Source organism: Oryzisolibacter sp. LB2S, assembly GCF_040732315.1.
Taxonomy (GTDB): Bacteria; Pseudomonadota; Gammaproteobacteria; order Burkholderiales; family Burkholderiaceae_C; genus Alicycliphilus; species Alicycliphilus soli.
Genome location: NZ_CP160388.1, coordinates 2758323 through 2783537, shown reverse-complemented (window position 1 = coordinate 2783537; position 25215 = coordinate 2758323). Strand labels below are relative to the sequence as shown.

The following is a 25215-nucleotide window of genomic DNA, read 5'->3' as shown; positions in this document are numbered from 1 at the left end:
TGATAGCTGCTCGCGCTTGACCAGCAAGCGCTGCAGCTCGAAAACACGCCAGGCGGGGACGGCGTGTGTCTTGCAGGGCGCTTACTTCTTGACGCGCGCGGCTGACCAGCGGTTGGCAAAGGCCTGCACGTCGGACAGGCGCTTGAGCAGGTCCTGCCCCGAGGGCGTGACGATGTAGCCGTCGCTGCCATGATCGAGAAAGCCGGCCTCGCGGAGCTCCTTGATGCGGGTGTTGAGCGTGTTGGGCGTGATGCCGCCCACGCTGTCCTGCAGCAGGCGGAAGGTCTGCGGATGGCCGTCGCGCAGGGCCCACAGCACGCGCAGCGCGTAGCGGCATTCGAGCTTCTCGAACAGCTGGAAGACGGCGGCGTTTTCTTTGGAGCTCATGAACGCTTCTCCTTGCGCTTGGGTTGGGTGAGGGTTGCCGCCCTGGCGGGCCAGGCGGTGGGTCGAAAAACCATAGCAGTATGGTAGCGTGGATTTTGGGATGCTACAAGTTTGGTAGCTCCTGGCGTATGACTACCGTGTCTGTTCGTCTGAAAAGAATCACAGGCCACGTTGACGCTCACCGGGAGTGCTTGCACCCCGTGGCATGCTCGGCGGCCCGCCATCTTCTGTCCCGTCTCTCTTCTTCGCTGCGTCATGAATACGACAACATCTGCTGGCACCGCCCTGCCGCTCGACGGCCTGCGCGTGGTGGAGTTCACCCACATGGTCATGGGCCCCACCTGCGGCATGGTGCTGGCCGACCTGGGGGCCGAGGTCATCAAGGTCGAGCCCATAGACGGCGACCGCACGCGCCACCTGCTCGGTGCGGGTGCGGGGTTCTTTCCCATGTTCAACCGCAACAAGAAAAGCATCGCCATCGACCTGCGCAACCGCGCGGGGCTGGAGGTGGCGATACGCCTGGCCAGCAGCGCCGACGTGGTGGCGCAGAACTTCAAGCCCGGCGTGATGGCCCGCCACGGGTTGGACTACGCGTCCCTGTCGCGCCTCAACGAGGGCCTGATCTACGTGAACCACAGCGGCTTTCTGCCCGGGCCGTACGAGCACCGCACGGCGCTCGACGAGGTGGTGCAGATGATGGGCGGCCTGGCCTACATGACGGGCCGCCCCGGTGACCCGCTGCGCGCGGGCAGCAGCGTCAACGACATCATGGGCGGCATGTTCGGCGCCATCGGGGCCATGGCCGCGCTGATGCAGCGCGGGCGCACGGGCCGCGGTCAGGAGGTGGACGCGGCGCTGTTCGAGAACAACGTGCTGCTCGTGGGCCAGCACATGATGCAATACGCCGTCACCGGTGAGCCGGCCGCGCCCATGCCCGAGCGCATTTCCTCCTGGGGCGTGTACGACGTGTTCGGCGTGAAGGACGGGGGGCAGATCTTCCTGGCCGTCGTCAGCGACGCGCAATGGCAGACCTTTTGCGATGCCATGGGCTATGCCGACCTGAAGGCCGACCCGCGCCACGCGAGCAACAACGACCGCGTGCGCGCCCGCGCCACGCTGCTGCCCGAGCTGCGCCGGCGCCTGGCCGCGCACCGGGCCGAGGAGCTGGCCGCCACGTTCGAGCGCCATGGCCTGCCGTTCGCGCCCATCCTGCGGCCTGAGCAGCTGTTTGACGACCCGCACCTGAACGCCACGGCAGGCCTGGCAGAGATCACGCTGCCCGACGGCGAGCGCGCGGGCCAGCGCGCGCGCACCACGCTGCTGCCGCTGCGCCTGGCGGGCCGACGCCCGGGCGTGCGTGCCGACCCGCCCCGCCTGGGCCAGCACACCCGCGAGCTGCTCGCGGGGCTGGGCTATACGCCGGACGAGGTGGCGGCGCTCCATGAGGCCGCTGCCGTTGCATAGCCAAAATGGCCGCTGGCGCGCCATGGACAAGCGCGAACAGCTATTGTTTTTGCGGATTCCGCACCCGCTTTGCGCGCTGCGTTCCATGGACTACGGGCTGGGGTGCGCCGCCTGCGCCATGCGCACCAGCACCAGCAGCGTGCGGTTGACGGGCGTGGCCACGCCCAGGGCCGCGCCGCGCTGCACCACATAGCCGTTCAGGTGTTCGATCTCCGATGGCCGGCCGCGCGCGAGGTCCTGCGCGGTGGAGGACAGCTGAGCCGGCATGGTCTGTGCAATGCCGCGCACGGCGTCGTGCACGTCGCCCGGCAGCTGCACGCCGTCGGCCTGCGCGACGGCCAGGCATTCGGCCACGAGGTCGGCGATCACCTCCTGGGCCCCGTCCTGCTGCACCAGCCAGCCGTAGGGTTCTTGCACGATGGCCGACAGCGCGTTGTAGGCGCAGTTGATGACCAGCTTGGCCCAGAGTGCGCCGCGCACGTTGTCCGACACCTGGGCCCGGATGCCCGCCGCGCTCAGCTCGCGCGTCAGGCGCGGCGCGAGCGGCGAGGGCGCGATCACCAGCTCGCCGCGCCCGAAGTGGCGCACATGGCCCGGCCCGGCCATGGCCGTGGCCACATAGACCACGGCCGCAGCCACGCTCTGCCCCGGGCCCAGCACGGCGCGCACGCGCTCGTCGTTGTCCACGCCGTTCTGCAGCGTGAGCACCAGGGCGCCGGGCGTGAGGTGGGGCTGAATCTGCCGGGCGGCGGACTCGGTGTCGGTGGACTTGACGCACAGCAGCACCACGTCGGCGCCGGCCACGGCGGCGGCATCGGTGCTCGCCCCCATGGGCAGATGCACATCCTCGGTGGCCGTCTGCAGCCGCAGGCCGCGCGAGGCGATCGCCTGCACATGGTGCGGGCGACCGATGAGGGTGACGGCATGGCCGGCGCGCGCCAGCAGCGCGCCGAAATAGCAGCCCACGGCGCCCGCGCCCATGATGGCAAAGCGCAGGCGCTCGGATGCGGGTGGGGCGGCAGGGATGGGGGAAGGAGACATGGCAGGCCCTGTGCGGTGGCGACGATGGTGCGGCACTGTAGCGCCTGCGGGCCCAGGCCGCATGGCGCGGGGGGCACAAAAAAAGCCGCCAGTCGGCGGCTTCTCATGGGCGGGCAGGGGGCTGCCCGTCCGGTCAGGCTTCTCGGGCCTCTCGTGCTTCCCGAGCCTTTCAGGCCGAGGCGACCTCGATGCCCTTGAACTCGCCCGCGGCGATGCGCTTTTGCCATTCGGCCGGGCCGGTGATGTGGGCGCTGGTGCCGCCCGCGTCCACGGCCACGGTGACGGGCATGTCCACCACGTCGAATTCGTAGATGGCTTCCATGCCCAGGTCTTCAAAGCCGACCACCCTGGCCTGCTTGATGGCCTTGCTCACGAGGTAGGCGGCGCCGCCCACGGCCATCAGGTAGGCGCTCTTGTTGTCCTTGATGGCCTCGATGGCGACCGGGCCGCGCTCGGACTTGCCGATCATGGCGATCAGGCCGGTCTGCTCGAGCATCATGCGCGTGAATTTGTCCATGCGCGTGGCCGTGGTGGGGCCGGCGGGGCCGACCACCTCGTCACGCACCGGGTCCACGGGGCCGACGTAGTAGATGACGCGGTTGGTGAAGTCCACGGGCAGCTTCTCGCCCTTGGCCAGCATGTCCTGGATGCGCTTGTGCGCGGCGTCGCGGCCGGTGAGCATCTTGCCGTTGAGCAGCAGGCGGTCGCCGGGCTTCCAGCTCGCGACCTCTTCCTTGGTCAGCTGGTTCAGATCCACGCGGCGGGACTTGGTGTAGTCCGGCGCCCAGTCGATCTTGGGCCACAGGTCCAGGCTCGGGGCCTCCAGGTACACGGGGCCGCTGCCGTCCATGACGAAATGCGCGTGGCGCGTGGCCGCGCAGTTGGGGATCATGGCCACGGGCTTGCTCGCGGCATGCGTGGGGTACATCTTGATCTTCACGTCCAGCACGGTGGACAGGCCGCCCAGGCCCTGGGCGCCAATGCCCAGCGCGTTGACCTTCTCGTAGAGCTCCAGGCGCAGCTCCTCGACCTGGTCAAGCTTCTCGCCGCGCGCGGCCTTGGCCTGCAGCTCGTACATGTTCAGGTCTTCCATCAGGCTTTCCTTGGCCAGCAGCACGGCCTTTTCCGCCGTGCCGCCGATGCCTATGCCCAGCATGCCCGGCGGGCACCAGCCGGCGCCCATGGTGGGCACGGTCTTCAAGACCCAGTCGACCAGGTTGTCGCTCGGGTTCATCATGACCATCTTGGACTTGTTCTCGCTGCCGCCGCCCTTGGCGGCCACGGTCACGTCGAGCTTGTCGCCCGGCACGATCTGCACGTTGATGACGGCGGGGGTGTTGTCGCGGGTGTTCTTGCGTGCAAACAGCGGGTCGGCCACAACGCTGGCGCGCAGCGTGTTGTCCGGGTGGTTGTAGCCGCGGCGCACGCCCTCGTTGACGGCGTCCTCCAGGCTCTGGTCGGCGGCAAAGCCCTCAAAGCGCACGTTCATGCCGATCTTCAGGAACACGTTGACGATGCCCGTGTCCTGGCAGATCGGGCGGTGGCCCGTGGCGCTCATCTTGCTGTTGGTGAGGATCTGCGCCATCGCGTCCTTGGCCGCGGGGCTTTGCTCGCGCTCATAGGCGCGCGCCAGGTGCGCGATGTAGTCGGCAGGGTGGTAGTAGCTGATGTACTGCAATGCTGCAGCGACGGACTCCACGAGGTCGTGGTACCGGATGGTAGTGGTCATGGTGGGGCGCGTAGTAGTTGGAAAGCAAACCCTGGGATTATCGCCCTGCACCTTGCGCCAGGCTGAAGTGCGCCTATTCGTTTGGTTTGCAAATGAGAATGGTTTTTATCTGGGTGTATTCTTGCCGGTTGACCATCGCTCACATTCCTCCACTCCCTGTCCTGTTGCATCACCATGACCACTCGCATTGAACGTGACACCTTCGGCCCCATCGATGTCCCTGCCGACAGGCTCTGGGGCGCGCAGACGCAGCGCTCGCTGCAGAACTTCGACATCTCGGGCGAGCGCCAGCCGCGCGAGATCATCAAGGCGCTCGCCCAGGTCAAGCGGGCGTCTGCCACGGTGAACCACGCGCTCGGTCTGCTGGGCGCCGAGAAGAAGGACGCCATCGTCGCCGCCGCGCAGGAGGTCATCGACGGCCGGCACCCCGATGAGTTCCCGCTCGTGGTCTGGCAGACCGGCTCGGGCACGCAGACCAACATGAACCTCAACGAGGTCATCGCCAACCGCGCGAGCGAGCTGCTGGGCGGTGAGCGCGGCGAGAGCCGCCTCGTGCACCCCAACGACGACGTGAACAAGAGCCAGTCGTCCAACGACGTGTTTCCCACCGCGGCGCATGTCGCGGCGGTCGACGCGTTGACCAATCGCTTGCTGCCCGCCATCGAGGTGCTGCGCAAGACCTTGGCGCAGAAGGCGCAGGACTTCGACGACATCGTCAAGATCGGCCGCACCCATCTGCAGGACGCCACGCCGCTCACGCTGGGGCAAGAGATTTCTGGCTGGGTCGCACAGCTCGAACATGGGGCCAGGCATGTGCGGGACGCGCTGCCACACCTGTGCGAGCTGGCCCTGGGCGGCACGGCCGTGGGCACGGGCCTGAACGCGCCCAAGGGCTACGCCGAAGGCGTCGCCAAGGAGCTGGCCGCCATCACGGGACTGCCCTTCGTCACCTCACCCAACAAGTTCGAGTCGCTTGCCTCGCAGGATGCGCTGGTGCACGCACACGGCGCGCTCAAGACCCTGGCTGCGAGCATGAACAAGATCGCCAACGATGTGCGCTGGCTCGCCAGCGGGCCCAGGAGCGGCATCGGCGAGATCTCCATCCCCGAGAACGAGCCGGGCTCGAGCATCATGCCGGGCAAGGTCAATCCCACGCAGAGCGAGGCCATCACCATGCTGGCCGCGCAGGTCATGGGCAACGACGTGGCCATCAACATCGGCGGCATGTCGGGCAACTTCGAGCTCAACGTGTTCCGTCCCCTGGTGGCGCACAACTTCCTGCAGAGCGTGCGCCTGCTGGCCGACGGCATCGTGAGCTTCAACAACCACTGCGCCGTGGGCATCGAGCCCAACCGCGAGCGCATAGCCCATCTGGTGCAGCAGTCGCTGATGCTGGTGACCGCGCTGAATCCGCACATCGGCTACGACAAGGCCGCGGCCATCGCCAAGAAGGGGCACAAGGAAGGCACCAGCCTGCGCGAGGCGGCCATCGCCTCGGGCCATGTCACGGCCGAGCAGTTCGACGAATGGGTGGTGCCCGGGAAAATGGTGGGGCGCTGAGCCCCTGCGCGGACTGGCGCAGGGGACGAGGTACGCCTCTCGCCGCCTCTCAGTCGGTCGCCACGTCCTGCGCACCCTCGGCCGCGGCCTGCGCGACGAGCGCCTGCATGGCCTCTTCGTCAAGCACCTCGATGCCGCGGGGGCGCACGCTGATCATGCCCTGGCGCTCCAGCCATTTGAGCTCCACGTTCAGGCGCTGGCGCGAGCTGCCCACGAGGCCCGCCAGTTCCTCCTGCGCCAGCGACAGGCCCAGGGGGCGGCCGGACTGGGCCGGCGCATGGCGTGAGCCGAAGCGCTCGAGCAGGTGCAGCAGCTGCTTGGCCAGACGCGCGCGCAGCGGCATCGTGGCCATGTCCTCCATCACGAAGTAGAGCGAGCGCATGCTCTTGGCCTGCAGCGTGAGCAGGGCCTGGCCGAAGCTCGGGTGCTCCTGCAGCAGGTTGCGCAGCACGGGCTCCGGAACGCTCAGCACCGTGGTGGCCCCATGGGCGTGCGCGTCGTAGGTGCAGGGTCGGCCGTAGAGCACCTCCGCCTCGCCCACCCAGATGCCGGGCTCCACATAGGCCAGCGTGACCTGCTTGCCCGCGGCGGTATGGCGCCGGAAACGCAGTGCGCCGCTGGCGCAGGTGAACCAGTGGCGTATGGGCTGGCCTTGCTCGACGATGGTGTCGCCATGTGCGTGGCGCGTGACATGGCCCAGGCGCAGGATGTCGTGGCGCAGCGATGGCGTGAGTGCGGAGAACCAGGCGTTGCGGCCGATGGCCTCGCGCTCCGCAGCGGTCAGCAGGGGGCGGACAGAGGACGGTGTGTCAGGGATAGGGCGCTGAATGGCATTCATGATGTGTCGCAGGCGGCGGCTCACCGCCTTCGAAATCCATTTTAGGGTTTATCACCTATTCAGGCATCCCCCTCTGAACTGTGGGGTGCACGGGCGCCCGTCCCCTGGTCGGAATCAGCGCGCCGCCGCGCGTGCCTGGTTGATCCAGCCGTCGAACGTCGCCTGGTGCGCACGAATCCAGGCGTTGGTGTGGCGCTCGATGTCGGCGGCCTTGTTCTGGCCCTGGCTCATCAGGTGGTTCTGGGCGTTGATGTCGGCCACCGGCAGTTGCATTACCTCGAACAGCCTGGCGGCGGCGGGGTTCTTCTCTGCCCATGCCTTGTTGGCGACGATCTGCTGGTTGTTCACCACAAAGCCGTAGTTCTTGCCGTTGGGCAGCTTGGTATCCAGCCCCTTCTGCGCGCCCGGCAGCGAGGAGAACGGCACCTCCAGCCACACCACGTCGCGGCCGGGCTTGAGCTCGTTGCTCACCCAGTAGGGTGTCCACGTGTAATAGAGCACCGGCTTGCCTTCGCGATAGCGCGCAATGGTGTCGGCAATCAACGCCGAGTAGCTGCCCTGGTTGTGCGTCACCGTGTCGCGCAGCTGGTAGGCGTCGAGATGGTGCTCGATCACCGCCTCGCAACCCCAGCCGGGGTTGCAGCCGGTCAGGTCCGCCTTACCGTCACCGTTGCTGTCGAACAGCCTGGCAATGGCCGGGTCCTTGAGCTGGCCGATGTTGGTGATCTTGTGCGCGTCGGCGGTCTTCTTGTCGATGAGGTAACCCTGCGCGGCGTTGCCGGAATAGATGCCCTTGCGCCAGAGCTTGGCGTCACCGCCCGCGTTCTTGTAGTAGTCGGCGTGCAGTGGATTCCAGTGGTCGGCCATGAAGGTGGCGTCGCCGTTGGCGATGGCGATGTGCGCCGTGGGGTATTCCACCTCCTTGATGGGCTGCACCTCGTAGCCCAGCTTCTCCAGGGCCTTCATGACCAGCAGGGTCTGGAAGGTTTCCTCGGCAATCGAGCTCTTGAGCGGCTGGACCGTGACACCCTTGTCGGGCAGATCGGCGGCCTGGGCCGTCAGGCCGGCCAGGGCGATGCCGGCTGTGGCAGCCAGCAGGCGCAGGGTCTTGAAGCGTTGTTGCATGCGTATCTCCTGTGTTGAATATGGATAAAAATGGCTTCAATAGCTTGTCTGTAAAGCGCTAGCAGCTATTGTTTTTGAGTGGACTTGCCGCGCGGGCGCAGCAGCAGGCCCAGGGGCCCGGTGTGCCACCAGCGCTGGCCGCTGCGGCGCGGCTCGCCCATGGCCTGGGTGATGCGGTCGAGCACGATGGCCAGCAGCACGATGCCCAGGCCGCCCACCGTGGCCAGGCCCATGTCCAAGCGGCCGATGCCGCGCAGCACCATCTGACCCAGGCCGCCGACGGCAATCATCGAGGCGATGACCACCATGGACAGGCTGAGCATGAGCGACTGGTTGATGCCCGCCATGATGGATGGCATGGCCAGCGGCAGCTGCACCTTCCACAGCAGCTGCCAGGCGGAGGCGCCGTAGGCGCGGCTCGCTTCCACGAGGTCGGGCCGCACCTGGCGCAGGCCCAGGTTGGTCAGGCGCACCAGCGGCGGCAGTGCGAACACGATGGTGACGATGACGCCCGGCACGTTGCCGATGCCGAACAGCATGACCACGGGCACGAGATAGACGAAGGCGGGCGTGGTCTGCATGGCGTCCAGCAGCGGCCGGGTGAGCCTTTGCGCGCGGTCGCTGGTGGCCAGCACGATGCCCAGCGGCAGCCCGATGACGACGCAGAACAGCAGCGAGGTGAGCACCAGCGCCAGCGTGACCATGGCGTCGCTCCAGATGCCCAGCACCACCACGGCGGCCAGTGACACGGCCGTGGCCACGGCCAGCGCGCGCCCGGCAAACTGCCAGGCCAGCAGGGCCATCACCACCACCATGACCGGCCAGGGCAGGGCCAGCAGCGCGTCGGTCATGCCGGTGAGCGTGGCGTCGATGGGCGCACGCACGGCCTGAAAGAAGGGACGGAAGTGCTCCACCACCCAGTGCAGGCCCTCGTTGATCCAGCCCTGGATGGGCAGGCCCTCGGCACTGATCTGTTGCCACAGCGCGCCCAGGCCCTCGCCCTGCTGCGGCTCGGGCGTGGCGGCGGAGCCGTGGAGCCAGTCGCTGCCGGCCGCCGGGGCGGAGGTGGCGTCGGCGCCCCAGGGGTCGGCGGCCGCGCCGGCGGCGTCGGGGGTGTCCGCAGGTGGGGTGCCAGCGGTGTCCGCGGTGGTGTCGGTGCCGCTTTCGGCGGCGGCCCAGGGATCGTTCTGGGCAATCGTGGTGTGGGTGGCGTTGGTGGTGTAGGTGCTGTCGTCAATCATGCGATGAATGGCTCCTCGGGCATTCAGGCGGAGGGCGCCACGGGGTTGGTGGCGCCATGCGGGAATTGCGGGTTCAGGGTCAGCGGGGGGCGCTCGGTCTGCGGCGGCTGCACCGGCGGGGTGTCGCGGTCCAGGAACTTCATCAGCGTGGTGCGGCTGATGACGCCCAGAAAGCGCCCGTCCTCATCCACCACGGGCAGCGGGCAGGGCGCATCGGCCATCACGCCGAACAGCTCCGCCACCGGCGTGTCGGCCGCCAGCGCAGGTGCATTGGGCACAAAGGCGTGCTGCAGCCCCAGCGGGCCGTGGTGCCCATGCAGGGCGCGGCGCAGCGACTGCGAGGACACCGTGCCCAGGAAGCGCTTGCGACTGGAGAGCACATAGGCGTAGTCGCGGTCCGAATCCTCGAGCAGGCGCAGCGTCGCACGGCTGCCGCGGTCGCTGTGCTCGGACACGACGGTGAAGGCCTGGCGCGCAATGTCGCGCGCCTTGAAGACGGCGGCCGTGTCCACGCCGCGCACGAAGTCGCGCACATAGTCGTTGGCCGGATGGCGCAGGATCTCGTCGGGCGTGCCCACCTGCACCACCTGGCCGTCCTTCATGATGGCGATGCGGTCGCCAATGCGCATGGCCTCGTCCAGGTCGTGCGAGATGAAGACGATGGTGCGTCGGCGCACCTGCTGCAGGCGCAGCAGCTCACTTTGCATCTCGGTGCGGATGATGGGGTCGAGTGCCGAGAAGGCCTCGTCCATCAGCAGGATGGACGGGTCCGCCGCCAGAGCGCGCGCCAGGCCCACGCGCTGCTGCATGCCGCCCGAGAGCTCGTCCGGGTAGCTTGCGCCCCAGCCCGCGAGGCCCACCTGCGCAAGCGCCTCCTGCGCCGCCTTCTCGCGTTCGGCGCGGGGCACGCCGGCCAGTTCCAGGCCGAAGGCCGTGTTCTCCAGCACCGTCATGTGCGGCATCAGCGCAAACGACTGGAACACCATGGAGATGTCCTTGCGACGCAGCTGGCGCAGGGCCTTGTCGGACAGCTGGTTGATGTCCTGGTCATTGATCAGGATGCGTCCGCTGGTGGGCTCGATCAGCCGGTTGAGCATGCGCACCAGCGTCGACTTGCCGGAGCCCGACAGGCCCATGACGACGAAGATCTCGCCGGTGCCGATCGTGAAGCTGGCGTCGAAAACGCCGATCGAACTGCCTGTGCGCTGCAGGATCTCCTGCTTGCTCAGGCCTTGCCGAACCAGGTTCATGGCCTGCTCCGGCGCGTCGCCGAAGACCTTGAACACCTGGTCGATGGTGATGATGGGAGTGGCCATCAAGTCTCTCCTTCGAAACACTGGGCCGAACATCCATCCACGCACGCGCAGACGCAGCCGCGACGGCTGTGTCTGGGCGCGCGGTGCCTGGACGATCCAGGACGTTCGGCGAAAGTGACTGAAAGTGGCTCGGATGGCACCAGGGGCGGTGCGCAAGAGCCTCTGTCTAAAGCATTGCGTGCGGCCGCGTCGTGGCGACCGTGGGTTGGCAATGGCGCTGCTGCTGCAGGCACAGCCAACCTGCTCAAACCCCGTCCTGATTCACAAAACAGGAGCGGACAACCTGCGTGGCAGGTGGTGATACACGCAAAAAGTATATGAACGTGAGGTAATTTCGGTCAAAACATATGTTTTTGCGAGCATGCTATACGCGCGTAGGCGGTGTAACGGTGTAAAAGCCACCTTGCGCATTGCTCCTGTCTGTCACTGATGCGTCAGTGGCCTGTAAGTAGCAGAGTCGACAGTACGCCCGGATTTTTCAAGCCAATGGAGACAAACCACATGAGTGCATCCCCTTCCGCCATCGAGTCCGTTCTGGTCGAGAACCGCGTCTTCCCCCCGGCCGAAAGCCTGGTGAAGGCGGCACGTATCTCCGGCATGGCCGGCTATGAGGCCCTGTGCGCCGAAGCCGAGAAGGACTTCGAGGGTTTCTGGGCGCGCCTGGCGCGCGAAAACGTGGTCTGGACCAAGCCCTTCACGCAGACCCTGGACGAATCCAATGCCCCGTTCTACAAGTGGTTTGCCGACGGTGAGCTCAACGCCAGCGCCAACTGCCTGGACAAGCACATGGGCACGCCGGTCGAGAACAAGACCGCCATCATCTTCGAGGCCGACGGCGGCGAGGTCACCAAGGTCACCTACAAGGAACTGCTCGCGCGCGTGAGCCAGTTTGCCAACGCACTCAAGGCGCGCGGCGTGAAGAAGGGCGACCGTGTGCTCATCTACATGCCCATGACCATAGAGGGCATCGTGGCCATGCAGGCCTGCGCGCGCATCGGCGCCACGCACAGCGTGGTCTTCGGTGGCTTCTCGGCCAAGGCCGTGCAGGAGCGCATCCAGGATGCAGGCGCCGTGGCCGTGGTCACCGCCAACTACCAGCTGCGCGGCGGCAAGGAGCTGCCGCTCAAGTCCATCGTCGACGAGGCCATTGCCTCGGGCGGCTGCGAGAGCGTCAAGACCGTGCTGGTGTACGAGCGCACGCCCACCGCCTGGAACCGCGTCGACGGCCGCGACATCTCGTTTGCCGAGGCCCTCGAAGGCCAGAGCACCGAATGCGCGCCGGTGCCCGTGAACGCCGAGCACCCGCTGTTCGTGCTCTACACCTCGGGCTCGACGGGCAAGCCCAAGGGTGTGCAGCATTCCACGGGCGGCTACATGCTGTGGGCCAAGCTCACCATGGACTGGACCTTCGACATCCAGCCCAGCGACGTCTTCTGGTGCACGGCCGACATCGGCTGGGTCACGGGCCACACCTACATCACCTACGGCCCGCTGGCCGCCGGTGCCACCGAGGTGGTCTTCGAGGGCGTGCCCACCTATCCCAAGGCCGATCGCTTCTGGAAGATGATCGAGCGCCACAAGGTCAGCGTGTTCTACACGGCGCCCACGGCCATCCGCTCGCTCATCAAGGCCGCCGACTCCGACGAGTCCGTCCATCCCAAGCAGTCCGATCTGTCGAGCCTGCGCATCCTGGGCAGCGTGGGTGAGCCCATCAACCCCGAAGCCTGGATGTGGTACTACAAAAACGTCGGCGGCGAGCGCTGCCCCATCGTCGACACCTGGTGGCAGACGGAGAACGGCGGCCACCTCATCACGCCGCTGCCTGGCGCCACGCCGCTGGTGCCGGGCTCGTGCACGCTGCCGCTGCCGGGCATTGCCGCCGCCATCGTCGACGAGACGGGCAACGACGTGCCCAATGGCTCGGGCGGCATCCTGGTCATCAAGCGCCCCTGGCCGTCCATGATCCGCACCATCTGGGGCGACCCCGAGCGTTTCAAGAAGAGCTACTTCCCCGAGGAGCTCAAGGGCTACTACCTGGCCGGCGACGGCGCGGTGCGCGATGCCAAGACCGCGTACTTCCGTGTCACGGGTCGTATCGACGACGTGCTCAACGTCTCGGGCCACCGCATGGGCACGATGGAGATCGAGTCTGCCCTGGTCGCCAAGACCGATCTGGTGGCCGAGGCCGCCGTGGTCGGCCGCCCCGACGACCTGACGGGTGAGGCCATCTGCGCCTTCGTGGTGCTCAAGGGCCCGCGCCCCACGGGCGATGAGGCAGCACGCATCGCCAAGGAGCTGCGCGACTGGGTGGCCAAGGAGATCGGCCCCATTGCCAAGCCCAAGGACATCCGCTTCGGCGAGAACCTGCCCAAGACCCGCAGCGGCAAGATCATGCGCCGCCTGCTGCGCTCGCTGGCCAAGGGCGAGGCCATCACCCAGGACACCAGCACCCTGGAAAATCCGGCGATCCTGGATCAGTTGGCGCAGAACAACTGATGCAGGATGGCGCCGCAAGGCGCCTGCGCGCAGCGCACGCCGGATGGGACGGCACTCATATCGGTGCAGCCGATGTGATGTGCCGGCAAAACCTCGCGATCCTGGATCAGTTGGCGCAGAACAACTGATGCAGGATGGCGCCGCAAGGCGCCTGCGCCATCTTCACCAAGCCGCCCTTGCCGGGCGGCTTTTTCATGGCTTGGTTGCGCAAAACAAAAGCCGCGGCGCAGGGTGCGCGGCGGCTCTTTTGATTGCGCCCTGCGGGCGCAGGGGGCAAGGGTGGATTACTTGAGCGACAGAATCCAGGCCACGAGCTTCTTGGCCTCGGCCTCGTTGACCTGTGCGTTGGCGGGCATGGGTACCGGGCCCCAGATGCCCTTGCTGCCCTTCATCACATGCTCGACCAGCGTGGCCTCGGCGCCCTTGCCGGCGTATTTCTTGGCCACTTCCTTGTAGGCAGGACCGACGAGCTTCTTGTCGACGGCATGGCAGGCCATGCAGTTCTTGGACTTGGCCAGAGCCTCGTCCGCCATCGCAGGTGCTGCGACGGACAGTGCCATTGCGAGGGTGATCAGGGAGCTTTTCATCGCGTGGTTCCTCTTGGGGTTGGAGTACAGTAAACCTTCAATGGGATTGTAGTGTTCACGGTTGACGGGCTTGAAACAAAAGCTCGCACGGTCTGGGGGGACTGATCATGTACGCGTTGCTTTTGGGCGTTTTGCTGATTTTGCTCAAATTCCTGGAGATAGGGCCGGTGGCGAACTGGTCGTGGTGGTGGGTGTTGTCGCCGCTTGCCGGGGCCGTGGTCTGGTGGGCCTGGGCCGATGCCACGGGCTATACCAAGCGCAAGGCCATGGAAAAAATGGAGCAGCGCAAGCAGGATCGCATCAACAAGCAAAAGGAGGCGCTCGGCATGCGCCGCAGGACGCGCTGAGCCAGCGCACCGCTGCCGTCTGCGCATCAAGCCTTGCTCCCCGGTGGGTCGAACAGATCGAGCACAGCTCCCTTGCTGGCGCTCGCCGCATTGAAGGCGAATTTGGCCTGCACGCCGCGCGTGTAGCGTGGCGCGGGCGGGGCCCAGCCGGCGCGGCGGCGCGCCAGTTCCTCGTCGCTCACGTTCAGCTGCAGCAGCAACTGATGGGCGTCTATGGTGATGCTGTCGTCCTCGTGCACCAGGGCGATGGTGCCGCCGACAAAGGCCTCGGGCGCGACATGGCCCACGACCATGCCCCAGGTGCCGCCGGAAAAGCGCCCGTCGGTGATCAGGCCCACGCTCTCGCCCAGGCCCTCGCCGATGAGTGCGCTCGTGGGTGCCAACATCTCGGGCATGCCGGGCCCTCCCTTGGGGCCGAGGTAGCGCAGCACCATCACGTCGCCGGGCTTGATCTTTCCCGACAGGATGGCGGCCAGGGCCGACTGCTCGTCGTCGAACACGCGCGCCGGCCCGGTGATGACCGGGTTCTTGAGGCCGGTGATCTTGGCCACCGAACCCTCGGGACTCAGGTTGCCCTTGAGGATGGCGAGGTGCCCCTGCGCATAGAGCGGCTGGGTGATGGGCCGGATCACGTCCTGGTCGGCCCGCGGCTCGTCGGGCACGTCCTTGAGGGTCTCGGCAATAGTTTTGCCGGTGATGGTCATGCAGTCGCCGTGCAAGAGGCCCGCGTTCAGCAGCATCTTCATGACCTGGGGAATGCCGCCGGCCCTGTGCAGGTCCACGGCCAGGTATTTGCCGCTGGGCTTGAGGTCGCAGAACACCGGCACCTTCTTGCGCATGCGCTCGAAATCGTCGATGGACCATTCGACGCCCGCCGCGTGGGCGATGGCCAGGAAGTGCAGCACGGCGTTCGTGGAGCCGCCCACGGCCATGATGACGGCCACGGCGTTCTCGATGGATTGGCGCGTGACGATGTCGCGGGGCTTGAGGTCGCGGCGTATGGCCTCTATCAGCACCCTGGCCGACTCGCGCGCGGAATCGACCTTTTCCTGGTGCGGATTGGCCATGGTGGAGGAGTAGGGCAGGCTCATGCCCAGGGCCTCGAAGGCCGAGGACATGGTGTTGGCCGTGTACATGCCGCCGCAGGAACCCGTGCCGGGAATGGCGTGCTGCTCGATATCCTTCAATTCCTTGTCGCTGATCTTGCCCGCGGCGTTCTCGCCTACGGCCTCGAACACGCTCACGATGTTCAGGTCGCAGCCATGCAGGCAGCCGGGCTCTATGGTGCCGCCATAGACATAGATGCTGGGCACGTTGGCACGCAGCATGCCCATCATGCCGCCGGGCATGTTCTTGTCGCAGCCGCCTATGACCACGCAGCCGTCCATCCACTGGCCCTGCACGCAGGTCTCGACACAGTCGGCGATGACCTCGCGGCTCACCAGGCTGTACTTCATGCCCTCGGTGCCCATGGCCATGCCGTCGCTGATCGTGGGCGTGCCAAAGGTCTGGGCATTGCCACCCGCCTCGCGTATGCCCTCGACGGCCGCATCGGCCAGCTTCTGCAGGCCGCTGTTGCAGGGCGTGATGGTGCTGTGGCCATTGGCCACGCCGACCATGGGCTTGTCGAAGTCTGCCTCGGTGTAGCCCATGCCGTAATACATGGAGCGGTTGGGCGCGCGCGCCTTGCCCTGAGTGATGTGGGCCGAGCGGCGGTTCAGGGGCGCGGAATCGGTCATGCTGCAGTCCTCGCGCAATGCGGTGATGGGGCCAAGTGTGGGCGCCTGCGTCCCGCCTGTCCAGTGCGGGCGCCGGCGCACCCGGCGCGGGTAAGGATTGCAGGGCTGCGACATAATCAAACGGTTTGCCCGCAAACCGGCCCAACAGGCCCAAGAAGCCCAAGAGGCCCTGTGCTGCGGTGCGGACCGGCCCCCAAGCGCACGGGCCACAGAATTCCCTTTGCCCATTTTTCACCTACCCACGATGCCCGCATACCGTTCCAAGACATCCACCCATGGCCGCAACATGGCCGGTGCCCGCGCCCTGTGGCGCGCCACCGGCATGAAGGACGCCGACTTCTCCAAGCCCATCATTGCCGTGGTCAACTCCTTCACCCAGTTCGTGCCCGGCCATGTGCACCTGAAGGACCTGGGCCAGCTGGTCGCGCGCGAGATCGAGGCCGCCGGCGGCGTGGCCAAGGAGTTCAACACCATCGCCGTGGACGACGGCATCGCCATGGGCCATGACGGCATGCTGTACTCGCTGCCCAGCCGCGATGTGATTGCCGACAGCGTGGAATACATGGTCAACGCGCACTGCGCCGACGCCATGGTCTGCATCAGCAACTGCGACAAGATCACCCCCGGCATGCTCATGGCCGCGATGCGGCTCAATATCCCCGTGATCTTCGTCTCCGGCGGGCCGATGGAGGCCGGCAAGGCCAGGCTCGCCGTGCCCGGCCAGGCGACGGTGACCATCACCAAGAAGCTCGACCTGATTGACGCCATGGTCATGGCCGCCGACGACAAGGCCAGCGATGCCGACGTGGCGGAGGTCGAGCGCAGCGCCTGCCCGACCTGCGGCTCGTGCTCGGGCATGTTCACTGCCAACTCCATGAACTGCCTGACCGAGGCGCTCGGCCTGTCCCTTCCCGGCAACGGCACGGTGGTGGCCACGCATGCCGACCGCGAGCAGCTGTTCAGGCGCGCCGGCCGGCGCATCGTGGAGTTGGCGCGCCAGTACTACGAGGGCGGCGACGAGCGTATCCTGCCGCGCTCGGTGGGCTTCAAGGCCTTCGAGAACGCCATGACGCTCGATATCGCCATGGGCGGATCGACCAACACCATCCTGCACCTGCTGGCCATCGCCCAGGAGGCGGAGATCGCCTTCTCCATGGCGGACATCGACCGCCTCTCGCGCAGCGTGCCGCAGCTGTGCAAGGTGGCGCCCAACACCGACAAGTACCACATCGAGGACGTGCACCGCGCGGGCGGCATCTACGCCATCCTGGGCGAGCTCGAGCGTGCGGGCAAGCTGCACACCGACGTGCCCACCATCCACGCCCCCACGCTGGGCGAGGCGCTGGCGCAGTGGGATGTGACGCGCACCGACGACGAGGCCGTGCATACCTTCTACAAGGCCGGCCCCGGCGGCGTGCCCACGCAGGTGGCCTTCAGCCAGAACGCGCGCTGGCCCAGCCTGGACCTGGACCGCGCCCTGGGCTGCATCCGCTCCTACGACCATGCCTTCAGCAAGGAAGGCGGCCTGGCCGTGCTGACGGGCAACATTGCGCAGGACGGCTGCGTCGTCAAGACCGCGGGTGTCGATGAATCCATTCTGGTGTTCGAGGGCCCGGCCCATGTGGTCGAGAGCCAGGACGAGGCCGTCGAGCACATCCTGGGCGACCAGGTCAAGGCGGGCGACGTGGTCATCGTGCGCTACGAAGGCCCCAAGGGCGGCCCCGGCATGCAGGAAATGCTCTACCCGACGAGCTACATCAAGAGCAAGGGTCTGGGCAAGGCCTGTGCGCTCCTGACCGACGGGCGCTTCTCGGGAGGCACCTCGGGCCTGTCGATAGGCCATTGCTCGCCCGAGGCCGCGGCCGGTGGCGCCATCGGCCTGGTGCGAAACGGCGACCGCATCCGCATCGACATTCCCAACCGCAGCATCAACGTGCTGGTCAGCGACGACGTGCTGGCCCGCCGCCGCGCCGAGCAGGACGCCGTCGGCTGGAAGCCCGCCCAGCCGCGCCCGCGCAAGGTGTCGGCCGCGCTCAAGGCCTACGCCAAGCTGGTGACCAGCGCCGACAAGGGTGCGGTGCGTGACCTGTCGCTGCTCGACTGATGTGCCCGGAGTGGCGCTCGCGTCACTCCTGTTTTGAGAGCTGCCGGCGCCTGTGTATCAATGTTCTGAGTATGGGTTAAATACGAAAACATTGAGAAACGGGCGCTGACAGCTCTTGTTATTGAAGCAAACACCGAATGCCATGAACCCGCTGCACGACCGCATCGCCGCCAGCTTCAACGCCCAGGGACTGATGACCACGCTGGGCGCGCGCCTGGTGCTGGTGCAGGAAGGGGAGGTGCATATCGAGCTGCCGTTCTCCAGCCACCTCACGCAGCAGCAGGGTTTTGTGCACGCCGGTGCCATCACGAGCATCGTGGACAACGCCTGCGGCTATGCGGCGCTGACCCGCTCGCCACCGGGCACCGAAGTGGTCACGGCGGAGTTCAAGACCAACTTCATGCGACCCGCCATCGGCGAGCGCTTTCTGGCCGTGGGTCGCGTGGAGAACGCGGGGCGCATGCTCACCGTGTGCTCGGGCGAGGTGCGGGCCTACGCGGGCGCTGGACCGGACTACAAGGTCGTGGCGCTGATGCAGGCCACCATGGTCTGCGTGCCGGGCTAGCCTACGGGCTGCCGGCAGCCATGTCGCGCCCGGCCGGGCTGCGCCAGCAGGCGGGCGCGAGCGCAAAGACCAGCAGCGACGCCAGGTAGACCCCGCCCGAGACGGGGTCGCGCGATGCGATGAGCTCGGCCCAGGAGCGCAGTCCCTGCGCATGGGCTACCAGCAGTTCAGCGACGATGAGCAGCGCGAGCGCGATGCCGCCGGCGAGCAGGCGCGCCGGCCGGCCCAGTCCCGCATGACGTCGCGCCAGGCGCCAGGACGCCCAGGCAATCACGGCGAGCATCACGGGCATTTCGATCAGCTCGGCGGTGCGTGCACCCCAGCGCGGCACCAGAAACGGCACCCGCACCAGCGCCAGCGCAAAGCCCGCGCCGAAAACCCACAGGAAATAGACTAGGGCCTGTTAACACATCCGAAGCCCATCAGCGACGAGTACAAAGCTGATGAAGCCGAGGAACATGATGTCGAGTTTCTCGAACCGCGTGAAGATGCGCCGGAAGCCCTTGAGGCGGCGGAATAGACGCTCAACCTCGTTGCGGCGCTTGTACATCTCGCGGTCGTACTCCCAAGGCTCGACGCGGGTACGCAGCGGTGGCACGACGGGGATGTAGCCCAAATCGAGCGCCAACTGGCGCGTCTCGTTGCCCTCGTAGGCCTTGTCCATGAGCAGGTGCAGCGGCCGGTTCGGGGCGCCCAGGCTGGCGAGCAGTTCGCGCCCTTGTGGGGCATCGCCGGCCTGGCCCGGCGACAGTGAGAACGTTATGGCCGTTCGAGCATCCGCGGCAACCATATGAATCTTGGTTGTCCATCCACCTCGAGACTTGCCGATGGATTGGGGGCCGTTTTTTTTAGCGCGCCCGTGCCGTCTGGGTGCACCTTGATGCTTGTGGAGTCCAGTGACACCGCCTCGATCTTGATGCGCACAACCTGAGCCTTCTGCAGTTCCTCGAACATTCTGTCGAGGACCCCAGCCTTGGTCCAGCGGTTCATGCGCGTGTAGATCGTGTGCCAGTTACCGAAGCGCTTGGGCAGTCCACGCCACTTGCAGCCATGCTCGGCTACGTAGAGGATGGCGTTGACGACCTGCAAGTTGCTCAGGCTGACGTTTCCTCGCTGCGTGGGAAGGCAGTGCTCGATCTTGGCGAATTGTTCTGGCGTTATCTCCATGGCTGCCAGTCTGTGCCATGGCGGGCGCAAAAACAATTAGTGTTAACACGCCATAGTCCCGCCTTCAGGACGTTCATGGACCGGTCCCGGCGCTGCAGGCCCCTGCGGATTCAGTCGGCCACGCCGTCGGCCTGGCTTTGCAGGTAATTCTGCAGGCCCATCTTGTCGATCAGGCCGATCTGCTTCTCCAGCCAGTAGGCGTGGTCTTCCTCGGTGTCGCGCAACTGGGCCAGCAGCAGGTCGCGGCTCACGTAGTCGCGGTGCGTCTCGCACAGGGCGATGGCGTCCATCAGGTGCTTGCGCACGGAGTATTCGGTGTCCAGGTCCTTGCGCAGCATCTCCTGCACCGTGTCGCCCGGTGTGAAGGCGTGCGGGCGCATGTCCGGTTTGCCCTCGAGCAGCAGGATGCGGCGCAGGATGGCGTCGGCATGCTGCGTCTCTTCCTGCATCTCGTGGTCCAGGCGTTCGTACAGGCGCACGAAGCCCTGGTCCTCGTATTGACGCGAATGGATGAAGTACTGGTCGCGCGCGGCCAGTTCGCCCCGCAGCAGGTCTGTGAGGCAGGCGATGACGTCGGGATGGCCTTGCATGATCGTGGTCTTGTAGGAGTGGGAATCCGTGGAGTATCGCGCGCATTGCGCGTTGGTTCAAATTCGGCGTCCATACACCTGCGGCACAATTCGCGCCATGCTGATGTACCCGCATATCGATCCCGTGGCGCTGCAGATCGGACCCGTGGCCGTCCACTGGTATGGACTGACCTATCTGGCCGGCTTTGCGCTGTTCATGTTCCTTGGGCTGCGCCGCCTGCACCACGAACCCTATGCCTCGCTCAAGGGCGAGCAGGCCTGGTCCCGCAAGGACGTGGAGGACATTCTGTTTCTCGGCGTGGTCGGCGTGGTCGTGGGGGGGCGCCTGGGCTACTGCCTGTTCTACAAGCCGGGCTACTACCTCGCTCACCCACTGGAGGTCTTCTACGTCTGGCAGGGCGGCATGAGCTTTCACGGCGGACTGCTGGGCGTGATCGGCGCGATGCTGTGGTTTGCGCATTCGCGCCGCAGGCCCTGGCTGCAGGTGGCGGACTTCGTCGCACCCTGTGTGCCCACGGGGCTGGCGGCCGGGCGCATAGGCAACTTCATCAACGGCGAACTCTGGGGGCGCTTTGCGCCGCAGGATCTGCCCTGGGGCATGGTGTTCCCGCAGAGCGGCAGCATGCTGCCGCGCCACCCTTCGCAGATCTACCAGTTCCTGCTCGAAGGCCTGCTGCTGTTCGTGCTGCTGTGGCTGTACGCGCGGCGCCCGCGCAAGCGCGGCGAGGTGGCTGCGGCCTTTCTCGTCGGCTATGGCGTGCTGCGCTTTGCGGCCGAGTATTTCCGCGAGCCCGACAGCTTTCTGGGCCTGTTGTCGCTGGGCATGAGCATGGGGCAGTGGCTGTGCGTGCCCATGGTGCTGGCCGGCGTAGGGCTGTGGCTCTGGGCACAGAAGAGGGCTGGGTAGGCCGTGACGGGCCCGCCTGAGCGCGGGCACCAAACCCGCCTCCAAACCCACCTGCGAAGAGTGGGCATAGGGCCATCCATTCGCCACCAGGCCCAAGACTGTCGCCAGATGGTTGCCAAGAAAAAAGCGCACTACCGTTTCGATAGTGCGCTTTCCTTGTATAGCTTGGTGGGCCCTGAAGGATTCGAACCTTCGACCAACGGATTAAGAGTCCGCTGCTCTACCAACTGAGCTAAGAGCCCTCTCTTTCGAGTTGCGCTGCACTGCAGCACAGCCATGAATTATGCACTAGTTTTTTGCCGCTTTCGGAAAAAACCAGAAAAATTCACATCAAAAGATGCTCGCCCGCGTTGTCGCCGCCCAGGATCACATAGTTGACCTTGCGGATGTCCATGAGCTTTCGGCCGCCGGCGTAGCTGATGGAGCTCTGCACGTCCTGCTCCATCTCGATGAGGGTGTCGGCCAGCTTGCCCTTGATGGGCTCGAGGATGCGCTTGCCCTCGACATGCTTGTACTCGCCCTTGTTGAAGTCGCTGGCCGAGCCGTAGTACTCCTTGAACAGTTCGCCATCAACCTCGACGGTCTTGCCGGGCGACTCCTCATGGCCCGCGAACAGCGAGCCAATCATGACCATGGTGGCGCCGAAGCGGATGCTCTTGGCGATGTCGCCGTGGCTGCGGATGCCGCCGTCGGCAATGATGGGCTTGGTGGCCACGCGTGCGCACCACTTCATGGCCGACAGCTGCCAGCCGCCCGTGCCAAAGCCGGTCTTGAGCTTGGTGATGCAGACCTTGCCCGGGCCCACGCCGACCTTGGTGGCGTCGGCGCCCCAGTTCTCCAGGTCGATCACGGCCTCGGGCGTGGCCACGTTGCCGGCGATCACGAAGGCCTGAGGCAGGTGTTGCTTGAGGTAGCCGATCATGTCGCGCACGCTGTCGGAATGGCCGTGGGCGATGTCGATGGTGATGAACTCGGGCGTCAGGCCCTCGGCCTTGAGGCGGTCCACGGTGGCGTAGTCGGCCTGCTTGATGCCCAGCGAGATCGAGGCAAAGCACCCCTTGGCGCGCATGTCGCGCACGAACTGCACGTTGTCCAGGTCGAAGCGGTGCATGACGTAGAAGTAGCCGTTCTGGGCCAGCCAGGCGCAGATCTTCTCGTCCACCACGGTCTTCATGTTGGCCGGCACCACGGGCAGCTTGAAGCGCCTGCCGCCGAGCTCCACGCTGGTGTCGCATTCCGAGCGGCTTTGCACGCGGCACTTGCGCGGCAGCAGCAGGATGTTGTCGTAATCGAAGATTTCCATGAGGTTCCAAGCTCCTGTAGAGGTCGCCCGCAAGGGATTTCGCGGGCGATGGGCGCTTGGCTTGGGCTCCGGTTCTGCCGGCCGCATGGGCACAAAAAAACCGGGCGCAAGAAACTTGGGCCCGGTGCTTGATTGTACTGATGTACTGACTATGGGCAGCGCCGGGATGGCATGGGGATGGTGGTGGGTTTCTACAATCGGGCCATGCCCTCATATGAACCTACTCACGGCGCGTCGGCGCCGTTTGGCGCTGGTGCCGGCGCTGGTGCCGGCGCTGGTGCCTCGCCCCTGCTGCAAGGCCTCAACCCCGAGCAGCTCGCCGCCGTCACCCTGCCCGCGGGCCATGCGCTGATCCTGGCGGGTGCCGGCTCGGGCAAGACGCGCGTGCTCACCACGCGCATTGCCTGGCTGCTGCAGCACGGCCACGCCACGCCCGGCGGCATTCTGGCCGTCACCTTCACCAACAAGGCGGCCAAGGAGATGGTGGCGCGCCTGTCGGCCATGCTGCCCATCAACGTGCGCGGCATGTGGATAGGCACCTTTCACGGCCTGTGCAACCGCCTCTTGCGCGCGCACCACAGGCTCGTCGGCCTGCCGCAGACCTTTCAGATTCTGGACACGCAGGACCAGCTCTCGGCCGTCAAGCGGCTGTGCAAGCAGTTCAACGTGGACGAGGAGCGCTTCCCGCCGAAGCAGCTGGCCTGGTTCATCAGCGGCTGCAAGGAGGAGGGCATGCGCCCGCGCGACGTGCCCGCGCACGATGCCGACGCGCGCAAGAAGGTGGAGCTGTACCAACTCTACGAGGAGCAATGCCAGCGCGAGGGCGTGGTGGACTTTGGCGAGCTGATGCTGCGCAGCTTCGAGCTGCTGCGCGACAACGATGCCGTGCGCGCGCATTACCAGCGGCGCTTTGCCCACATCCTCGTGGACGAGTTCCAGGACACCAACCGGCTGCAGTACGCCTGGCTCAAGCAGCTCGCGGGCGATGTGGTCGATGGCCGCCTCGTCACCCAGGGCAGCGTGATCGCCGTGGGCGACGATGACCAGAGCATCTACGCCTTTCGCGGCGCGCGCGTGGGCAACATGCAGGACTTCGTGCGCGAGTTTGGCGTCGAGCGGCAGATCAAGCTCGAGCAGAACTACCGCAGCTACAGCAACATCCTCGACTCGGCCAACGCGCTCATCAGTCACAACAGCCGGCGTCTGGGCAAGAACCTGCGCACCACGCAGGGGCCGGGCGAGCCGGTGCGCATCTACGAGGCCAGCAGCGACATCGCCGAGGCGCAATGGATGGTGGACGAAATCAAGCAGCTCCTGCGTGACGAACAGCTCGCGCGCAGCGAGATCGCCGTGCTCTACCGCAGCAACGCGCAAAGCCGGGTCATCGAATCCACGCTGTTCAACGCCGGCCTGCCGTATCGCGTGTATGGCGGCCTGCGCTTCTTCGAGCGCGCCGAGATCAAGCATGCGCTGGCCTATCTGCGCCTGCTGGAGAACCCGCACGACGACACCAGCTTCATGCGCGTGGTCAACTTCCCCGCGCGCGGCATAGGCGCGCGCACGCTCGAGCAGCTGCAGGACGCGGCGCGCGCCGCGGGCTGCTCGCTGCACGACGCCGTGAGCGCCGTGGCCGGCAAGGCGGGCGCCAACCTGGGTGGCTTCGTGGCCATGATCGACGTGCTGCGCGAGCAGACCCAGGGGCAGAACCTGCGCAGCATCATCGGCCAGACGCTGGAATCAAGCGGCCTGCTCGAGCATTACCGCAACGAGAAGGAGGGCGCGGACCGACTCGAGAACCTCGACGAGCTCATCAGCGCGGCCGAGAGCTTTGTCACCCAGGAGGGCTTTGGCAAGGACGCCGTGGCCCTGCCCATCGACGAAACCGGCGCGCCGCTCACGCAAAGCCCGGCGAGCCAGGGGCTGGATGCGAGCCAGCCGCTGTTGCAGCAGCCCATGGTGGACGCGGACACGGGCGAGACCCTGTCGCCGCTGGCCGCCTTTCTGACGCACGCCGCGCTCGAGGCCGGCGACAACCAGGCCCAGGCCGGGCAGGACGCCGTGCAGCTCATGACCGTGCACGCCAGCAAGGGCCTGGAGTTCGACTGCGTGTTCATCGGCGGGCTGGAAGAAGGCCTGTTCCCGCACGAGAACGCCATGAGCGACCAGGGCGGGCTGGAGGAGGAGCGCCGCCTGATGTACGTGGCCATCACGCGCGCCCGAAAGCGCCTGTACCTGAGCCACGCCCAGACCCGGCTGCTGCATGGCCAGACGCGCTACAACGTCAGAAGCCGCTTCTTCGACGAGCTGCCCGAGGGCGCGCTCAAATGGCTCACGCCGCGCCAGCAGGGCTTTGGCTCGTTTGCTCCTGATTCAAGAGCTTCTGGCGCTTATGGGGCGGGCGCCAGGGGCCAATTTGGCTTCAAGACGGAGAGCTTTGCCAGCCCGCCCGTGCCGCCGCGCAAGCAGGCGCCCGGCCATGGCCTGCGCGTGGGGCTGGTCGTGTTCCACACCAAGTTCGGCGAGGGCAAGGTGCTGGCCATCGAGGGCGCGGGCGACGACGCGCGCGCCCAGGTGCACTTCCCGCGCCATGGCAGCAAGTGGCTGGCGCTGTCCGTGGCCAAGCTCACGGTGGTCGAGTGAGCGTTCCGCGCGGGGCCGGGGGATGGATTCCCGCTTGCGCGGGAATGACGGCGGAGGGTAGTGGCATAC

General features: G+C 66.5%; 22 protein-coding genes and 1 tRNA gene. 8 read left to right on the top strand and 15 right to left on the bottom strand.

Features of this window, described 5'->3' with window-relative positions; all coding sequences use genetic code 11:
* Window positions 1–81: 81 nt before the first annotated feature.
* Complete coding sequence (locus ABUE11_RS13170) at window positions 82–387, bottom strand: winged helix-turn-helix transcriptional regulator (RefSeq protein WP_367065714.1); 306 nt, start codon at window positions 385–387, stop codon at window positions 82–84.
* A 255-nt stretch (window positions 388–642) separates the two neighbouring features.
* Between ABUE11_RS13170 and ABUE11_RS13165 the strand changes: the two genes are divergently transcribed.
* Window positions 643–1851, top strand: coding sequence for a CaiB/BaiF CoA-transferase family protein (locus ABUE11_RS13165; protein WP_367065713.1), 1209 nt, complete (start codon window positions 643–645; stop codon window positions 1849–1851).
* 90 nt (window positions 1852–1941) lie between these two features.
* Here the strand turns inward: ABUE11_RS13165 and ABUE11_RS13160 are convergent, their stop codons facing one another.
* Window positions 1942–2892 carry a ketopantoate reductase family protein gene (locus tag ABUE11_RS13160; RefSeq protein ID WP_367065711.1) on the bottom strand — a complete coding sequence of 317 codons (951 nt, stop codon included), beginning with the start codon at window positions 2890–2892 and terminating at the stop codon, window positions 1942–1944.
* Between the two features lie 169 nt (window positions 2893–3061).
* On the bottom strand, window positions 3062–4621 hold the full coding sequence (locus ABUE11_RS13155; protein WP_367065710.1) for a fumarate hydratase: 1560 nt from the start codon (window positions 4619–4621) through the stop codon (window positions 3062–3064).
* A 174-nt stretch (window positions 4622–4795) separates the two neighbouring features.
* Between ABUE11_RS13155 and fumC the strand changes: the two genes are divergently transcribed.
* Complete coding sequence (fumC, locus tag ABUE11_RS13150) at window positions 4796–6181, top strand: class II fumarate hydratase (RefSeq protein WP_367065709.1); 1386 nt, start codon at window positions 4796–4798, stop codon at window positions 6179–6181.
* A 49-nt stretch (window positions 6182–6230) separates the two neighbouring features.
* Here the strand turns inward: fumC and ABUE11_RS13145 are convergent, their stop codons facing one another.
* From ABUE11_RS13145 to proV, 4 genes are all read right to left on the bottom strand, one after another.
* The gene (locus ABUE11_RS13145; protein WP_367065707.1) at window positions 6231–7019 is read right to left on the bottom strand and encodes a Crp/Fnr family transcriptional regulator; all 789 of its coding nucleotides are present in this window, start codon (window positions 7017–7019) and stop codon (window positions 6231–6233) included.
* Between the two features lie 114 nt (window positions 7020–7133).
* Window positions 7134–8144, bottom strand: coding sequence for a glycine betaine/L-proline ABC transporter substrate-binding protein ProX (proX, locus tag ABUE11_RS13140; RefSeq protein WP_367065705.1), 1011 nt, complete (start codon window positions 8142–8144; stop codon window positions 7134–7136).
* Window positions 8145–8209: 65 nt separating this feature from the next.
* Window positions 8210–9382 carry a glycine betaine/L-proline ABC transporter permease ProW gene (gene proW, locus ABUE11_RS13135; protein WP_367068817.1) on the bottom strand — a complete coding sequence of 391 codons (1173 nt, stop codon included), beginning with the start codon at window positions 9380–9382 and terminating at the stop codon, window positions 8210–8212.
* A 26-nt stretch (window positions 9383–9408) separates the two neighbouring features.
* Entirely contained in the window at window positions 9409–10701 is a 1293-nt protein-coding gene (gene proV / locus ABUE11_RS13130; RefSeq protein ID WP_367065704.1) for a glycine betaine/L-proline ABC transporter ATP-binding protein ProV, read from the bottom strand.
* Between the two features lie 501 nt (window positions 10702–11202).
* Between proV and acs the strand changes: the two genes are divergently transcribed.
* Window positions 11203–13197, top strand: a complete 1995-nt coding sequence (gene acs / locus ABUE11_RS13125; protein WP_367065703.1) for an acetate--CoA ligase — start codon at window positions 11203–11205, stop codon at window positions 13195–13197.
* Between the two features lie 106 nt (window positions 13198–13303).
* Here acs and ABUE11_RS13120 read toward each other — a convergent pair whose 3' ends face one another.
* Together ABUE11_RS13120 and ABUE11_RS13115 are read right to left on the bottom strand one after the other, a co-directional pair.
* Window positions 13304–13474 (bottom strand): hypothetical protein, encoded by a 171-nt coding sequence (locus ABUE11_RS13120; RefSeq protein WP_367065702.1) that lies wholly within the window; start codon window positions 13472–13474, stop codon window positions 13304–13306.
* 7 nt (window positions 13475–13481) lie between these two features.
* Window positions 13482–13784, bottom strand: a complete 303-nt coding sequence (locus tag ABUE11_RS13115) for a c-type cytochrome (protein ID WP_367065700.1) — start codon at window positions 13782–13784, stop codon at window positions 13482–13484.
* 107 nt (window positions 13785–13891) lie between these two features.
* On the opposite strand from ABUE11_RS13115, the gene ABUE11_RS13110 reads away from it, so the two are divergent.
* Entirely contained in the window at window positions 13892–14131 is a 240-nt protein-coding gene (locus ABUE11_RS13110) for a TIGR04438 family Trp-rich protein (protein ID WP_367065699.1), read from the top strand.
* A gap of 26 nt (window positions 14132–14157) precedes the next feature.
* Here ABUE11_RS13110 and ilvD (ABUE11_RS13105) read toward each other — a convergent pair whose 3' ends face one another.
* A complete protein-coding gene (gene ilvD / locus ABUE11_RS13105) occupies window positions 14158–15870 on the bottom strand; it encodes a dihydroxy-acid dehydratase (RefSeq protein WP_367065698.1) in 1713 nt (570 codons plus the stop codon).
* Window positions 15871–16114: 244 nt separating this feature from the next.
* On the opposite strand from ilvD (ABUE11_RS13105), the gene ilvD (ABUE11_RS13100) reads away from it, so the two are divergent.
* Window positions 16115–17974: a dihydroxy-acid dehydratase gene (gene ilvD, locus ABUE11_RS13100; RefSeq protein WP_367065697.1), complete on the top strand. Its 1860-nt coding sequence runs from the start codon at window positions 16115–16117 to the stop codon at window positions 17972–17974.
* 142 nt (window positions 17975–18116) lie between these two features.
* Window positions 18117–18539, top strand: a complete 423-nt coding sequence (locus ABUE11_RS13095) for a PaaI family thioesterase (RefSeq protein ID WP_367065696.1) — start codon at window positions 18117–18119, stop codon at window positions 18537–18539.
* A gap of 1 nt (window position 18540) precedes the next feature.
* Here the strand turns inward: ABUE11_RS13095 and ABUE11_RS13090 are convergent, their stop codons facing one another.
* The 3 genes from ABUE11_RS13090 to bfr all read right to left on the bottom strand — a co-directional run bounded on the left by ABUE11_RS13090 (window position 18541) and on the right by bfr (window position 20296).
* Window positions 18541–18831 carry a hypothetical protein gene (locus ABUE11_RS13090; protein WP_367065695.1) on the bottom strand — a complete coding sequence of 97 codons (291 nt, stop codon included), beginning with the start codon at window positions 18829–18831 and terminating at the stop codon, window positions 18541–18543.
* A 111-nt stretch (window positions 18832–18942) separates the two neighbouring features.
* Window positions 18943–19706, bottom strand: a protein-coding gene (locus ABUE11_RS13085; RefSeq protein WP_367065164.1) for an IS5 family transposase whose coding sequence is annotated in 2 segments (ribosomal slippage) — window positions 18943–19391 and window positions 19391–19706 — 765 coding nt in all. Because the reading frame shifts where the segments join, the coding sequence is not laid out codon by codon here.
* A gap of 110 nt (window positions 19707–19816) precedes the next feature.
* Entirely contained in the window at window positions 19817–20296 is a 480-nt protein-coding gene (gene bfr, locus ABUE11_RS13080) for a bacterioferritin (RefSeq protein WP_367065693.1), read from the bottom strand.
* Between the two features lie 97 nt (window positions 20297–20393).
* Here bfr and lgt point away from each other — a divergent pair, with 97 nt between their 5' ends.
* Entirely contained in the window at window positions 20394–21203 is an 810-nt protein-coding gene (gene lgt, locus ABUE11_RS13075) for a prolipoprotein diacylglyceryl transferase (protein WP_367065692.1), read from the top strand.
* 166 nt (window positions 21204–21369) lie between these two features.
* Here the strand turns inward: lgt and ABUE11_RS13070 are convergent.
* Window positions 21370–21445: transfer RNA gene (locus ABUE11_RS13070), tRNA-Lys, on the bottom strand.
* A gap of 83 nt (window positions 21446–21528) precedes the next feature.
* Window positions 21529–22506: a GMP reductase gene (locus ABUE11_RS13065; RefSeq protein WP_367065690.1), complete on the bottom strand. Its 978-nt coding sequence runs from the start codon at window positions 22504–22506 to the stop codon at window positions 21529–21531.
* Window positions 22507–22710: 204 nt separating this feature from the next.
* Between ABUE11_RS13065 and ABUE11_RS13060 the strand changes: the two genes are divergently transcribed.
* Window positions 22711–25146: a UvrD-helicase domain-containing protein gene (locus ABUE11_RS13060; RefSeq protein ID WP_367065688.1), complete on the top strand. Its 2436-nt coding sequence runs from the start codon at window positions 22711–22713 to the stop codon at window positions 25144–25146.
* Window positions 25147–25215: the final 69 nt, after the last annotated feature.